A 14,046-nucleotide genomic window follows, 5' to 3' on the forward strand; every position below is an offset into this window, starting at 1 on the left:
GGATGACGGAATGATCGTCGTCGCCCCGGCGAAGGCGCTCACTTCGCCCCCAGCCACGCCAGGATCATCTCGACGATCTGGGCCCGGCTCTTCGCCAGCACCTTCGGCTCGCTCAGATCCCGGTCGAACAGCGCGCCAAAGGTGTGGCGGTTGGCGACGCGGAAGAAGCAGTAGGAGGAGATGGCAAGGTGCAGGTCGATGGCATCGACGTCGTCGCGAAAGACGCCTTCGGCACGGCCGCGCTTCAAGATACCATCGAGGGTCGCGATCACGCTGGCGTTGAGCTGGCGCAGCTGCAAATTCTGCTTCAGGTGCTTGCCGTGGTGGATGTTCTCGATCGAGACGAGACGGATGAAGTTCGGGTTGCGCTCGTCATGGTCGAAGGTCGCCTCGATCAGCCGACGCAGGCCCTCGCGCGCGTCGCAGCTTTCGATGTCGAGCTGGTCCTCCAGCGCGCGGATGCTGCGATAGGCCTCCTCCAGCACCGCGAGGTAGAGCTGTTCCTTGCCCCCGAAATAGTAATAGATCATGCGCTTGGACGTGCGCGTCCGCGCCGCGATCGCATCGACACGGGCGCCGGAATAGCCCTCCGAGGCGAATTCGGCCATCGCCACTTCGAGAATGTCGCGCTTGGTGCGCTCGGGATCGTTGGTGCGCTTCGATGGGGGCGGCATGCGCTCGAGCATTGCTGTTTCTCCCCCAGTTTCCATGGATCGCCTTGAAGGTGAAGGCAAATTTGGCCCTCCCGGGCTCCCATCCAACGCGTATTGCATAAACGTACTAGTTCGTACATTATGCTCCCCAATCAAGCTTGCGGCAACCAGAACCAGAAAACGCGCGCGAGGCGGTCCGCCTGGTGCGAACCGCGGGGGACACACGGGGAGGAGATTCCGATGACGTTGACGTCAACCGCGCCACTGCGCGCGACATCCGATGCGCAAGCCGCGCCGGACAAGCTGCCCAAGCGCGCCGCGCTGGTCAGCTTCGTCGGCAGCATGCTCGAATACTACGACTTCTTCATTTACGGCACCGCGGCCGCGCTGATCTTTCCAAAAGTGTTCTTCGCCAATGTCGATCCGTCGACGGCGACGCTGCTGGCGCTGCTGTCCTTCGGCATCGGCTATATCGCCCGTCCCGTCGGCGCCGTCATCCTCGGCCATTTCGGCGACCGCATCGGCCGCAAGACAGTGCTGCTGTTCACGCTGGTCCTGATGGGCGGCTCGACGCTCGCGATCGGCCTGTTGCCGGACGCAAAATCGATCGGCAACGCGGCACCCATCATCCTGACACTGCTGCGCCTGCTGCAGGGCCTGTCGGCCGCCGGCGAGCAGAGCGGGGCAAACTCGTTGACGCTGGAGCATTCCGCCAATTCCAACCGCGCCTTCTTCACCAGCTGGACCCTGAGCGGCACCCAGGCCGGCGCGATCCTCGCGACGCTGGTGTTCATCCCGGTGTCGAGCCTGCCGGAAGACCAGCTGCTGAGCTGGGGCTGGCGCATTCCGTTCCTGCTGTCCTTCTTCGTGCTGATTGTCGCCTATCTGGTGCGGCGGACCATGCCGGAGACGCCCGTGTTCGAGGACATCAAGGACAAGGCGAAGGTGGCGCGCTTCCCGGTTGTCGCTCTGCTGCGCGACTATTGGTCCGACGTGCTGCGCGTGATCGTTTGCGCGCTGATCGCGACCGTCAGCACCATGACGGCCGTGTTCGCGCTCGGCTATGCGACCTCCAAGTTCGGCGTCGCGCGTCCGACCATGCTGTGGGCCGGCGTACTCGGCAACGTCACCGCGCTGATCACCCAGCCGCTGTGGGCGCTGCTCGCCGACAAGATCGGCCGCAAGCCGGTGTTCATCGGCGGCGTGCTCGGCTGCGCCGTGCTGGTGTTCCCCTATTTCATGCTGGTGACGTCAGGCAACACGCTGGCGATCTTCGCTGCGGCGATGACCCTTTCGGGCATCATCTACGCCGCGCCGAACGCGATCTGGCCCTCCTTCTATGCCGAGATGTTCGAGGCGCGCGTGCGTTATTCCGGCACCGCGATCGGCACCCAGCTCGGCTTCCTCGCCGCCGGCTTTACGCCGCTGGTGAGCGCGAGCCTTGTTGGCGAGGGGCCGACCGGGTGGATTCCGGTCGCGATCTTCGTCGCCTCCTGCTGTGTGATCTCGGCAGCGGCGGCGGCAACCGCGCGCGAAACCCACACCGTCGACATCGCCGATCTCGGCAAGCGGCGCGCGTAAGAGGCAAGTTGCAGATGCGCGCGAAAGCGGTTTCGACCACGAACGGGCCGGTCACCGGCGCCGAGCAGAATGGCATACGCGTCTTTAGGGGCGTGCCCTATGCGACTGCCCGGCGCTTCGCGAAGGCCGTGCCGCCGCTCGCGTGGACGGAACCGCTGAGCTGCACGGATTTCGGCACCTATGCGCCGCAACCCGGTCATCTCGATCATGCGCTCGAGGAGTCCTGCCTCAGCCTCAACATTTGGGCGCCGGCGGCGGATCGTCCGCTGCCGGTGCTGTTCTTCGTCCATGGCGGCGCCTTCGTCACCGGCGGCGGCGCCGATTATGACGGCGCCTTCCTCGCTGCGCATGGGTCGGCTGTGATCGTCACCATCAATTACCGGCTCGGCCCGCTCGGCTTCCTGCAATTGCATCGTCATGGTCTTGCGGAGGCGAGCAACCTCGCCCTCCAGGACACGCTCGCCGCCCTCGATTGGGTGCGCGCCAACATTGCCAATTTCGGCGGCGATTCGGATGCGATCACGCTCGCAGGCCAATCCGCCGGCGCCTCCATGGTGATTGCGCTGGCAACCCTGCCGCAGGCCAAAGGCAAGTTCATCCGTGCGCTCGCGCTCAGTGCGCCTGGGCGCAACATCATGCGCGCCGAGCACGCCGACGACGTCGCCCGACGCGTGATCGACGAGCTCGAGCTGTCGCGTGATCCAGGCATGATTGCTTCCGTGCCGCTGCAAAACCTGTTCGCGGCGGTGGAGCAGGTCGGCCGCAGGCTCGCGGACGAAACAGAACAGGGCACGCTGTTCGGCCCGGTGCTCGACGGCATGGTGATTCCGCGCGAGCCTCGCGATGTCTTTGCCGACGGAATGCTGCGCGACATTCCGCTCTGGCTCGGCTCCTGCCGCGACGAGATGGTGATGTTCCTGAAGAGCACGCCGCCGGCCGCGATGATCCGAACCACCGAGCGGCAGCTACGCACTTCATTCGGCGATGCCGGCTGGGAGCGTCTGTTGTCCTGTTATCGCGCCACCGCGCGTCCCGACGAGGATCCTTACGAGGCGCTGCTGTCGGATGCGTTCTGGCATCGCCCGATGGCCGATCTTGCGCGGCTCCATGCTGCCGCCGGCGGCGCGGTGTGGCTGAGCCGGTTCGATCATCGCCCCTCCTTGCGGCCGTTCCTGTCGCAGGGCCCGACCCACGGCGCCGACAATGCCTGTCTCTGGGCGCACCTGCCTGATTTCATCGATCGCCCGATCCTGAAGCGCAAGGGCGGCCCGATGACCCCAGGCGACGTCGAGGTCGCAGCGCGCTTTCAGGCCGACGTGCTGCGCTTCGTCACGGCCGGCAGGCCTGAGGTCGCGGACGTCTGGCCGCAATTCGCGCCAGGTCACGAGCCGCTCGCGCTGTTCGACCAGCCGTCTCGTGTCGTCTCGCTCAAGGACGGCGCGCGGTCGCTGGTGTGGACGGAGCTGCTGGCGCAATCCGGCACGCCCGCGGTTCAGCCGATTGCGAAATCGGCCGCGGTTTCTGCGTGAATGGCCGTGGTGTCGAACGTCTCGACCGAGGTGTCGTCGGCGCCCACCAGCATCGTGATCTCGGTGCAGCCGAGGATAATGCAATCCGCGCCGGCGGTGACGAGCGCGGCCATCACCTCCTGATAGCGCCGGCGTGAGGGCTCGGTGACGATGCCGAGGCACAGCTCGTCGTAGATGATGCGGTTGACGTCGGCGCGCGCTTCGGGGGGAGGAACCAGCACGTCGAGATCGTGCGCGCGCAGCCGATCGATGTAGAAATCCTCCTCCATCGTGAACTTGGTGCCGAGCAGCCCGACCCGCCGGTATCCCTTCGCCCGGATCCGCTGCGCCGTCGCATCGCCGATGTGGATGAACGGCACGTCGACGCCCGCGATGATGTCGGGCGCGAGCTTGTGCATCGTGTTCGTGCACAGCACGATCGCCCGCGCGCCGGCGCCTTCGAGACGCCGCGCCACCTCCGTCAGGCTGGTCGCCGCCTCGCTCCAGCGGCCGCCATATTGCATCTGCTTGATCTCTTCGAAATCGTAGGAATAGAGCAGCAGCGGCGCCGAATGCAGCTTGCCCAGTCGGTCGCGGACCCGCTCATTGATGAGCTTGTAATAGAGCGCCGTGCTCTCCCAGCTCATGCCCCCGATCAAGCCGATGGTCTGCATTCCCGTGTCCTCGCTGTCAGGTTTGACGGGACCGTAGACGAAAACGTCGACGCTCGGTAGCCGCCGCTTGATTGCGGCGGTCCGGGTGTGTCATTGTTCCGTCAGCGCCGATTTGACACTCAGCTTGCGGGCGCTTCTACAAATGCAGCTAAAGAGACCGCCATCCCTGCATCGTCCCGCATCGCGTGAAGTCGTCGGCCATCTCGCATGGAGAAGGCTACATGAAATTTGCTGCGATCGCCGACGTGCACGGGAATCGTCCGGCGCTTGAAGCTGTGCTTGCCGATATCGCCGCGCTAGGTATCGACGAGGTCGTGAACCTGGGCGACCATGTCAGCGGACCGCTCGAGGCGGCCGCAACGGCGGATCTGCTGATCGCGCGCGGCTTTCCGTCGGTGCTGGGCGATCAGGACCGCATCCTGGTCGAGCTCTGGCAGTCGGGCGGCTCGGCGCGCAGTGATTTCCAGCAGCTCGAGCGCAGGCATTTCGATTGGCTGGCAAGCATGCCGGCGACGTTGACCTATAGAGACCGGGTGTTCCTGTGCCACGCATCGCCAACCGACGATGCCGCCTTCTGGCTCGACACCATCAGCGCGGACGGAAGCGTGCGTGCCAGCCCGATCGAGGCAATCGAGGTCGAAGCCGCCAGGGTCAAAGCCGAACTCATCCTTTGCGGGCACACGCACATTCCAAGAGTGCTTCGCCTGCGAGACGGGCGGTTGGTGGTCAATCCCGGCAGCGTCGGATTGCCCGGCTATGACGGCAAGCTGCCCGTTCCCTACGTGGTCGAGGTCGGTACGCCGCATGCGTGCTACGCCATCCTGGAGGAGGGCGCAGCAGGCTGGTCCGCGACGATCCGCTACGTGCCCTACGATCCCACGGCGATGGCGGCACTCGCGCGCAGCAAGGGCATGGCCAGTTGGGCGAGCGCGATCGCAACCGGCTGGGTTTCGTAGCCCGGACGAGCGGCTTGTCCGCCGAAGCTCGGAGAGCGAAGGCGGAAGCGAAATCCGGGAGCTTCGTGCCTGCCGTACCAGGTCCCGGCTGTCGCGCCGCTCACCCGGGCAACGCCTTCGTAGCTGTGTCGCCGCGCTGTCAATGCATGCGCGCAAAAAGATTCTTCTTTACCGAAATTCGGTTTCGGCGTATGTTTAGGCCATCCTGATCCGGGATAAGGGGCGGTCGTACGTCGCAACGAGCCGCGGATCGGGGAGCGGTGGACGCAGGCGGCGTCGTGCGCGAGAGGCGGGAGCAGGGCGGGATGAACCCCGTGAGGTCCCGGCCGCGCGCGGACGAGCGGCGCCGGTGCGTACGGCCAAATCGCGTGGTCCTGGCTGTCGTTGCTACAGCCAAGCCCTTGCGAAGGTGCGCCGAGCCCGACCGGGCGAGGTACGCCGTTAATTCGCGAGGACGAGGGAGGCCAAAAGGAAAGTTCGGCTCCCGGGAGAGCGCGCCATACGCCGTCAAACATCGCGCAGGGAAGGCCGGACGTTCTCGGCTTCACCTGTCATCCGTTGTGCATTTGCGTGTGCATTCTCATCGCACGACGGACAAGCGGGTGCCAGCCGGCGCCCGGCCTTCCCTGCGCCCTTTCGCTAGAGGGGGTGATGCGGAGAGAGCAAAGCTCGGGCGGAAGCGTCGCGAGAAGGTGAAGGCATGTCTGCGTGCCACACACTCCGCTATCGTGGGGTGGGCAAAGCGGAGCGTGCCCACGACTTCTCACCGAAGAGAGAGATGGTGGGCACGGCGCAAGAGCGCCTTTGTTTGCCCACCCTACGAGACCTCCGTTGAGGAGATGAATAGCAGCCACACTCTCGATGTCATCGCCCGGCAGGCGGGCGATCCAGTACGCCGAGACGGCCGTTGTTGAATCGAGAAGCTGCGGCGTACTGGATTCTCCGCTTTCGCGGGGAATGACAGTGCAACTTGGAGAACCAGCTGCCCCCTCATACTCCGTCATAGCGAGCGCAGCGACTTGTCCGCCGAAGCCTTGGCGAAGGCGGAAGCAATCCAGAATCTTTCCGCGGGAAGACTCTGGATTGCTTCCTCGCAAGGGCTCCTCGCAATGACGGGGAGAGAGGGTCGCCAAGGCCCTTGCCCCGGACGCGGCGCAGCGGTCCGGCGATGCGAAGCATCGATCGGGGTGGTGCGCTGCAGAGCCGGGGCCCATGTCGCCGTATGCCGTGCTGACCGGGTCCCGGCTCTGCGCCGCAACGCTAAAGCGTTGCAACTCGTCCGGGACAAGGGTGGCAACCTCTGGACTCCAGCTGTATTCAGATTAGTATACAGATATCTAGGCCCGACAGGATAGGGAATCCCGTGCGCGCACTCTTCGTCGATGCAAACGACACCCTGGCGGCGGTGACCGACAAGTTGCTGGGCTCCAACCCGCTCCCCGTCGGCATCAACCGCAATCCCTCCATCAAGCCCGACGATCTGCCCGGCCTGCTCGATGGCGTCGAGATCATGATCGTCGACCATACCGCGGTGCCGACGGCGGTCGCCGCGCAATGCGCCGCACTGAAGCACGTCGTCTTCCTCGGCACCGGCGCGCGCAGCTACATGAATCCGGAAGAGCTGGCTGAGCGCGGTATCGCGGTTCACACCATCAAGGGCTATGGCGACACCGCGGTTGCCGAATGCGCGATCGCGCTGATGTGGGCGTCCGCGAAGAGCTTTGGCGAGATGGATCGCGGCATGCGCGAGGGCAATTGGCTGCGCCGTGACGCGGTGCAGCTCACCGGCAAGACGCTCGGCCTGATTGGCTTTGGCGGCATCGCGGCGGAAGCGGCGCGCATGGCGGCCGGCTGCGGCATGAAGGTGATCGCCTGGAACAGGACGCCGAAGACGCATCCCGGCGTCGAATTCGTCCCGCTGGAAAAGCTGCTGGCGGACAGCCACGTCGTCTCGCTGCACCTGCTGCTCAACGACGACACCAAGGGCTTTCTGTCGCGCGGGCGGATCGCGCAGATGCGCCCCGGCAGCATCCTGATCAACACCGCGCGCGGTGCCCTCGTCGACGAAGATGCGATGCTCGAGGCCTTGCGCTCGGGCCACATCGCCCATGCCGGGCTCGACGTCTTCACCGTCGAGCCGCTGCCGCCGGGCCATGCGCTGACGAAATTGCCGAACGTGACGCTGTCGGCGCATTCGGCGTTTCGCACGCCGGAAGCGAGCGACAATCTGATCGGCGCCGCGCTCGATCATTGCCGTCGCATCATCGCGAGCGGGCGGTAGTGCAAACAGCAGGGGCGGGCATGATCCCTGCGCAGGCTGCGAAAAGCCTTTCGATCTTGCGCGTGCTGTCGGCCTGCCTTACCCCAGCTTCGAACACAATTTTCGCGAACTGGTGAGGCGCATTTGCCCGAGCCTGATCGCCAGAGCCTTGAGGGAGCCGACATGACCATCCGCAACAGCCGCACCGGCGGCCAGATCCTGATCGATCAGCTCGTCGCGCAAGGCGTCGAGCGCGTCACCTGCGTGCCGGGCGAGAGCTATCTTGCCGCGCTCGATGCGCTGCATGACAGCCCGATCGATGTCGTGATCTGCCGCGCCGAGGGCGGCGCCGCCATGATGGCGGAAGCCTATGGCAAGCTCACCGGACGGCCCGGTGTCTGCTTCGTCACCCGTGGCCCCGGTGCGACCAATGCCAGCCACGGCGTCCACATCGCGATGCAGGATTCGACGCCGATGATCCTGTTCGTCGGCCAGGTCGACACCGGCATGCGCGAGCGCGAGGCGTTTCAGGAGCTCGACTACAAGGCGGTGTTCGGCACCATGGCGAAATGGGCGGTCGAGATCGATCGCCCCGACCGCATTCCGGAGCTGGTCGCGCGCGCCTTCCGCGTCGCCATGCAGGGGCGCCCCGGTCCCGTCGTGATCGCACTGCCCGAGAACATGCTGACCGAGACCGCGGCCGTCGCCGACGCCATGCGCATCGAGCCGGCGGTGAGCTGGCCGGCTCCATTCGACATCGAGCGCGTGGGCGCGATGCTCGCGAGCGCAAAGGCGCCGCTTGTCATCCTTGGCGGCTCGCGCTGGACCGATGACGCGACCAAGAGCGTCGCCCGCTTTGCCGAGCGCTTCGACCTGCCGGTCGCGACTTCATTCCGCCGGGCCTCGCTGATCGACGCCGACCACTCACATTATGCTGGCGATCTCGGCATCGGGCCGAGCCCGGGCCTGAAGGCGCGCGTCGACAATGCCGATGTCATCCTGCTCATCGGCGGCCGCATGTCGGAGATGCCGTCCTCGTCCTATACGCTGCTCGACATTCCCAATCCGAAGCAGAAGCTGATCCACGTGCATCCCGGCTCCGAGGAGCTTGGCCGGGTCTATCAGCCTGAACTTGCGATCCAGGCGACGCCTGCCGCGTTTGCCGCGGCGGTCGAGACGCTGAAGCCATCAGGCGCGGTCGCCTGGAAGGGCGAAGCTGCCAAGGCGCACGCCGATTATCTCGCCTGGACCGACAAGGCGCGCGAGCTGCCGGGTACGTTCCAGTACGGCCAGGTCATGACCTGGCTGCGCGACCGGCTGCCGAAGGACGCCATCGTCTGCAACGGCGCCGGCAACTACGCCGGCTGGATTCATCGCCATCACCGCTTCCACAGCTTTGCCGCGCAGCTCGCGCCGACCTCGGGCTCGATGGGTTACGGCGTGCCGGCGGGCGTGCTGGCGAAGCGGCAATATCCGGATCGCGTCGTCGTCGCCTTTGCCGGCGACGGCTGCTTCCTGATGAACGGCCAGGAGTTCGCGACCGCCGTGCAATACGACGCGCCGCTGGTCGTTATCGTCGTCGACAATTCGCAATACGGCACCATCCGCATGCATCAGGAGCGCGATTATCCCGGCCGCGTCGTCGGCACCCAGCTCAAGAACCCTGATTTCGCGATGTACGCCAAGGCATTCGGCGGTCATGGCGAGCGCGTCGAGCGCACCGAAGAGTTCGCACCTGCTTTCGAGCGCGCGCTGGCCTCGGGCAAGCCGTCGATCCTCCATTGCATCATCGACCCCCGCGCGATTTCGGTCGGCAAGGATTTCACGCCCGCGGTGAAGGCGTAAGGCGATGGCGGCCGGTCGCCACGTTGCGATCATCGGCGCGGGCGCGGTCGGCGTCATCAGCGCCATCGAGGCGCTGCGCGAGGGCCATCGCGTCACCCTGATCGATCCCGGTGAGCCCGGCGGCGAACAGGCGGCGAGCTACGGCAATGCCGGCTGGCTGTCGTCGCATTCGGTGATCCCGCCGGCCGAGCCCGGCGTTTGGAAGAAGGTGCCGGGCTATCTGATGGACCCGCTCGGTCCGCTCGCGATCCGCTGGTCCTATTTGCCGCGGGCGCTGCCGTGGCTGGTCAAGTATCTGCTCTCGGGCTGGACCCCCGCGCGCGTCGAGAAGACAGCGTTTGCGCTGCGCGATCTGCTCAAGGACGCGCCGCTGCTGCATCGGAAGCTCGCGGAGGAAGCTGGTGTCCCCGAGCTGGTCGAGCGCAACGGTGTGATGCATGTGTTTCCGTCGCGCGGCAATTTCGACAACGATCTCGGCTGGCGCCTGCGCAAGAAGGTCGGCGTCGAATGGCTGGAGCTCAGCGCCGATGAAATGCGCCAGCGCGAGCCGGACCTGCATCCGCGCTACACTTTTGGCGTCGTGGTGGAGGAGGCCGGCCGCTGTCGCGATCCCGGCGCTTATGTCGCCGCGCTCGCCAATCATGCCTTTGCCAGCGGCGTCAAGCATGTGCGGGCCAAGGCGACCGGCTTGAAACTTGATGGCGGCAAGCTCGTAGCCGTTCTCACCGAGAGCGGCGAGATTGCTTGCGATGCCGCTGTCGTCGCCGCCGGTGCCCGCTCGAAACAGCTCACCGCATCGGTCGGCGATCCCCTGCCGCTGGAGACCGAGCGCGGCTATCACGTCATGATCGAGAATCCGGAAGTCGGCCCGCGCAGCTCGATGATGGCGTCCGATGCCAAGATGGTGGTGAACTGGACCAACAAGGGCCTGCGCGCTGCCGGCACGGTCGAGATCGCGGGCCTCGAGGCTGCGCCGAACTGGAAGCGTGCCGAGATCCTGCGGGATCATCTCCTCGGCATGTTCCCGAAACTGCCGAAGGACATCCCGGCCTCGCGTATCAAGACCTGGTTCGGGCATCGGCCGAGCATGCCGGATGGACGTCCCTGCATCGGCTATGCACGCGCCTCGCGCGATATCGTCTATGCTTTCGGCCACGGCCATGTCGGCCTGGTCGGCTCGGCCCGTACCGGCCGGCTCGTCGCGCAGCTTCTCAGCGGCAAGCAGCCGGAAATTCCGCTCGCCCCGTTTTCGCCCGAACGTTTCCTCTGAGGTCGCATCATGACCCATTCAGCCCATTCGCCCTCCCGCATCGCCCGTGGCGGCAAGGCCATCTATGGTGCGCCGCTCGGCATTTTAATGCTGGAAGCGCGCTTCCCCCGCATTCCCGGCGACATGGGTAACGGCACGACCTGGCCTTTTCCCGTGCTCTATCGCGTGGTGAGCGGGGCCTCGCCCGAGAAGGTGGTGCTGAAGGGCGCGGCAGGACTGCTTCCTGACTTCATCGATGCCGCGAAGGACCTGGTGCGGCTCGGGGCCGAGGCCATCACCACCAATTGCGGCTTCCTCTCGCTGTTTCAGAAGGAGATCGCGGCTGCCGTCGGCGTCCCCGTTGCGACCTCCTCGCTGATGCAGGTGCCGTGGGTGCAGGCGACGCTGCCGCCGGGCAAGCGCGTCGGTCTCGTCACGGTATCGGGCTCGACCCTGACGCCGGCCCATCTCGAAGGTGCCGGCGTGCCGCTCGACACGCCGCTGGTCGGCACCGAGAACGGCAAGGAGTTCTTTCGCGTCCTGATCAAGGCCGAGAAGGACGACATGGACATCGCGCAGGCCGAGCGTGACGTGGTCGAGGCCGGCAAGGAGCTTGTCGCGAAAAACCCCGACGTCGGCGCCATCGTGCTCGAATGCACCAATATGCCACCTTACGCGGCCGCGCTTCAGGCCGAGGTCGGACTGCCGGTTTATGACATTTATTCGATGATCACCTGGTTTCATGCCGGACTGCGCCCGCGCGTCTTTGCTTGATTCCGATCATCGCAAAGGCTTGAACAACCTGTGCTGGATGTCTCCGGTGCATTGCTATCGCCCGCGGCCCCGTTATATTCGCCTTGAGCACAATTGCAGCTGATGAAGAGCAACGTGGAACTGGCTTCCGACAGCATCGTCGATCGCGTCTATGAACAGCTCAAGGCGATGGCCGTGACTTATGCGTTCAAGCCGGGCGAGCGGCTCAACGAAGGCGAACTGGCCAAGCGGCTCGGCGTCAGCCGCACGCCGCTCCGCGAGGCGCTCAACCGACTCAACACCGAGGGGTTTCTGCGCTTCGCGCCGGGCAAGGGCTTCTTCTGCCGGGAGCTGGACGCGCAGGAGATCTTCGATCTCTACGAGCTGCGCAAGTCGATCGAGGTGGCCTCGATCCGCCTCGCCATCAAGCGCGCCAGGGACGAGGATATCGATGCGCTGCTGAAATTTCTCGAAGCCACGGGTCCCGATCCCGGCGAGCGCTCCTCGCTGGAGCAGGTCGAGCTCGACGAGACTTTTCACGAACGGCTGATGGCGATGTCGAGCAATTCAGAGATGCTGCGCGTTTTGCGCAACGTCAACGCCCGCATCCGCTTCGTGCGCTGGATCGACATGGACCGCGTCAACCGCTCCAGCACGCAAGGCGAGCACCGCGCTGTGCTCGAAGGCCTCAAGGCCCGCGACGAGGAGGCTTGCGTTTCCGTGCTGGAAAAGCACATCGACCGCCGCCTCGACCGCATCACCGCCGCGATCAAGGAAGGCTACGCGCAGATCTACATGCCGGCCGCGGCAAGGCCGGCGACGAATTGAGCTCTGACCCGGCGTCGTGGTTTGAAGGAGGCGTAAACATGAAGCTCGAGGGCAAGGTCGCCGCCATCACCGGCGCAGCACGCGGCATCGGCAAGGCCTGCGCGAAGAGATTCCTGGACGACGGCGTCAAGGTCGTCATCTCGGACGTCGATGCCGAGGGCCTCGCCGCCACGGCTGCGGAGCTCGGGCGTCCCGATGCCTTGCGCACCATCGTCGGCAATGTCGCCAGGCGCGCTGATGTGGACCAGCTCGTTGCCACTGCCGTGAAGGAATTCGGCCGGCTCGACATCATGGTCAACAATGCCGGCGTCGCTCGCAACCGCGACATCCTCGACATCACCGAAGAGGAGTTCGACGAGATCATCGGCATCAACCTGAAAGGCGCGTTCTTCGGCGTGCAGGCGGCCGCGAAGCAGATGATCGCGCAAGGCGGCGGCGGGGTCATCATCAACATGTCCTCGGTGAACGCGCTGCTGGCGATCCCGGCGCTGGCGACCTATGCGATGTCCAAGGGCGGCATGAAGCAGCTGACTTCGGTCGCCGCCGTCGCGCTCGCCCCCCACAACATCCGCGTCGTCGCGGTCGGGCCGGGCACGATCCTGACCGACATGGTGGCGTCGTCGATCTATACCTCGGAGGATGCGCGCAAGACCGTGATGTCACGCACGCCGGCGGGGCGTGGCGGCGAGCCGAGCGAGGTGGCGTCGGTCGTGGCGTTCCTCGCCAGTGACGATGCGTCCTACATCACCGGGCAGACGATCTATCCGGATGGTGGGCGGCTTATCCTGAATTACACGGTGCCGGTGAAGGACAAGTAGTGGACAGAAGCCTCTCGGTCGTCATGCCCGGGCTTGTCCCGGGCATCCACGTCGTTCGGCAATCGCGGTGACGCGTGGATGGCCGGGACAAGCCCGGCCATGACGGCTTGGGCTCGCCCCTCATTCCGCCGCGACATTGATCCCGTGACCCAGCCGCTTCGAGATGCTGCCGGCGCAATCGCGTAGCGCGTGCGCGATCGGGCTGTCCCAGCGCGCATCGAACGTGCCTTCGGGCCCCATCGCGGTGATCACCAGCGCGACATGGCCGGAATGATCGAACACGGGCGCGGAGAAGGCGTTGACGCCGGGCAGGGGATCGCCGAGCGCGCGGGCGAGGCCGTGCTTGCGCACCTCGGTCAGCATCTCCGCGACCTTGGCGCCCTTCACGGCGCGCTTGGGATTGTAACCGACGCCATGACGGTCGAGGCCGCTCTCGAGCGCGGCGTTGATCGTCTTCTCCGGCAGGAACGCCGCAAAGGCCCGGCCGGTTGCTGTCTCCAGCAGCGCCATCACCGAGCCGACGCGCATGACGATGTGCACCGGCTGGGCGGGCTCTTCGAGCTGGACCACGGTCGGCCCGTGCGTGCCCCAGACCGCGAGCGAGACCGCATGTCCGATCTGGCTCGCCAGCGCGGCGATCTTCGGCCTTGCGATGCGCACGCCGGAGAGCCGGCGCAGGCTGATCAGGCCGAGCTCCAGCGCCAGCGCGCCGATCTCGTAGCGGCCGGTGGTCTGGTCCTGCTCGATCAGGCCGATGCGAGAGAAGCTGGCGAGATAGGGATGCGCCTTGGCCGGCGTCATGCCTGCCTCGCGCGCGAGATCGCGCAGCATCATCGGCTCGCCGCTGCGGGCAAGCGCCCGGAGCAGTTCTCCGCCGACCTCGATCGACTGGATGCCGCGACTCTCTCTCTTCATGCGCCT

Annotated in this window: 12 protein-coding genes; 9 read left to right on the forward strand and 3 right to left on the reverse strand. The window is 65.7% G+C overall.

Features of this window, described 5'->3' with window-relative positions; all coding sequences use genetic code 11:
• Positions 1-38: 38 nt before the first annotated feature.
• Positions 39-686, reverse strand: coding sequence for a TetR/AcrR family transcriptional regulator (locus Q0743_RS15750; protein WP_298242430.1), 648 nt, complete (start codon positions 684-686; stop codon positions 39-41).
• Between the two features lie 207 nt (positions 687-893).
• On the opposite strand from Q0743_RS15750, the gene Q0743_RS15755 reads away from it, so the two are divergent.
• Together Q0743_RS15755 and Q0743_RS15760 are read left to right on the forward strand one after the other, a co-directional pair.
• A complete protein-coding gene (locus Q0743_RS15755) occupies positions 894-2,234 on the forward strand; it encodes an MFS transporter (protein ID WP_298242431.1) in 1,341 nt (446 codons plus the stop codon).
• Positions 2,235-2,248: 14 nt separating this feature from the next.
• Positions 2,249-3,763, forward strand: coding sequence for a carboxylesterase family protein (locus Q0743_RS15760; RefSeq protein WP_298242432.1), 1,515 nt, complete (start codon positions 2,249-2,251; stop codon positions 3,761-3,763).
• Here Q0743_RS15760 and Q0743_RS15765 read toward each other — a convergent pair.
• A complete protein-coding gene (locus tag Q0743_RS15765) occupies positions 3,727-4,416 on the reverse strand; it encodes an aspartate/glutamate racemase family protein (RefSeq protein WP_298242433.1) in 690 nt (229 codons plus the stop codon). The two genes, Q0743_RS15760 and Q0743_RS15765, sit on opposite strands and share 37 nt — an antisense overlap.
• Positions 4,417-4,637: 221 nt before the next feature.
• On the opposite strand from Q0743_RS15765, the gene Q0743_RS15770 reads away from it, so the two are divergent.
• The 7 genes from Q0743_RS15770 (at position 4,638) to Q0743_RS15800 (ending at position 13,125) form a co-directional block, all read left to right on the forward strand.
• Positions 4,638-5,372 carry a metallophosphoesterase family protein gene (locus Q0743_RS15770; protein WP_298242434.1) on the forward strand — a complete coding sequence of 245 codons (735 nt, stop codon included), beginning with the start codon at positions 4,638-4,640 and terminating at the stop codon, positions 5,370-5,372.
• A gap of 1,363 nt (positions 5,373-6,735) precedes the next feature.
• Entirely contained in the window at positions 6,736-7,653 is a 918-nt protein-coding gene (locus Q0743_RS15775; protein WP_298242435.1) for an NAD(P)-dependent oxidoreductase, read from the forward strand.
• Between the two features lie 162 nt (positions 7,654-7,815).
• Positions 7,816-9,477, forward strand: coding sequence for a thiamine pyrophosphate-binding protein (locus Q0743_RS15780; RefSeq protein WP_298242436.1), 1,662 nt, complete (start codon positions 7,816-7,818; stop codon positions 9,475-9,477).
• A gap of 4 nt (positions 9,478-9,481) precedes the next feature.
• Positions 9,482-10,747 (forward strand): FAD-binding oxidoreductase, encoded by a 1,266-nt coding sequence (locus tag Q0743_RS15785; protein WP_298242437.1) that lies wholly within the window; start codon positions 9,482-9,484, stop codon positions 10,745-10,747.
• Positions 10,748-10,756: 9 nt separating this feature from the next.
• Positions 10,757-11,500 (forward strand): aspartate/glutamate racemase family protein, encoded by a 744-nt coding sequence (locus tag Q0743_RS15790; protein ID WP_298242438.1) that lies wholly within the window; start codon positions 10,757-10,759, stop codon positions 11,498-11,500.
• A 102-nt stretch (positions 11,501-11,602) separates the two neighbouring features.
• Positions 11,603-12,307, forward strand: coding sequence for a GntR family transcriptional regulator (locus Q0743_RS15795; RefSeq protein ID WP_298242439.1), 705 nt, complete (start codon positions 11,603-11,605; stop codon positions 12,305-12,307).
• Positions 12,308-12,345: 38 nt separating this feature from the next.
• Positions 12,346-13,125, forward strand: coding sequence for an SDR family NAD(P)-dependent oxidoreductase (locus tag Q0743_RS15800; RefSeq protein ID WP_298242440.1), 780 nt, complete (start codon positions 12,346-12,348; stop codon positions 13,123-13,125).
• Positions 13,126-13,245: 120 nt separating this feature from the next.
• On the opposite strand, the gene Q0743_RS15805 is transcribed toward Q0743_RS15800, so the two are convergent.
• The gene (locus Q0743_RS15805) at positions 13,246-14,040 is read right to left on the reverse strand and encodes an IclR family transcriptional regulator (RefSeq protein ID WP_298242441.1); all 795 of its coding nucleotides are present in this window, start codon (positions 14,038-14,040) and stop codon (positions 13,246-13,248) included.
• Positions 14,041-14,046: the final 6 nt, after the last annotated feature.

It is taken from the genome of uncultured Bradyrhizobium sp. (genome assembly GCF_936943645.1).
In the GTDB taxonomy this organism is placed as follows: domain Bacteria; phylum Pseudomonadota; class Alphaproteobacteria; order Rhizobiales; family Xanthobacteraceae; genus Bradyrhizobium.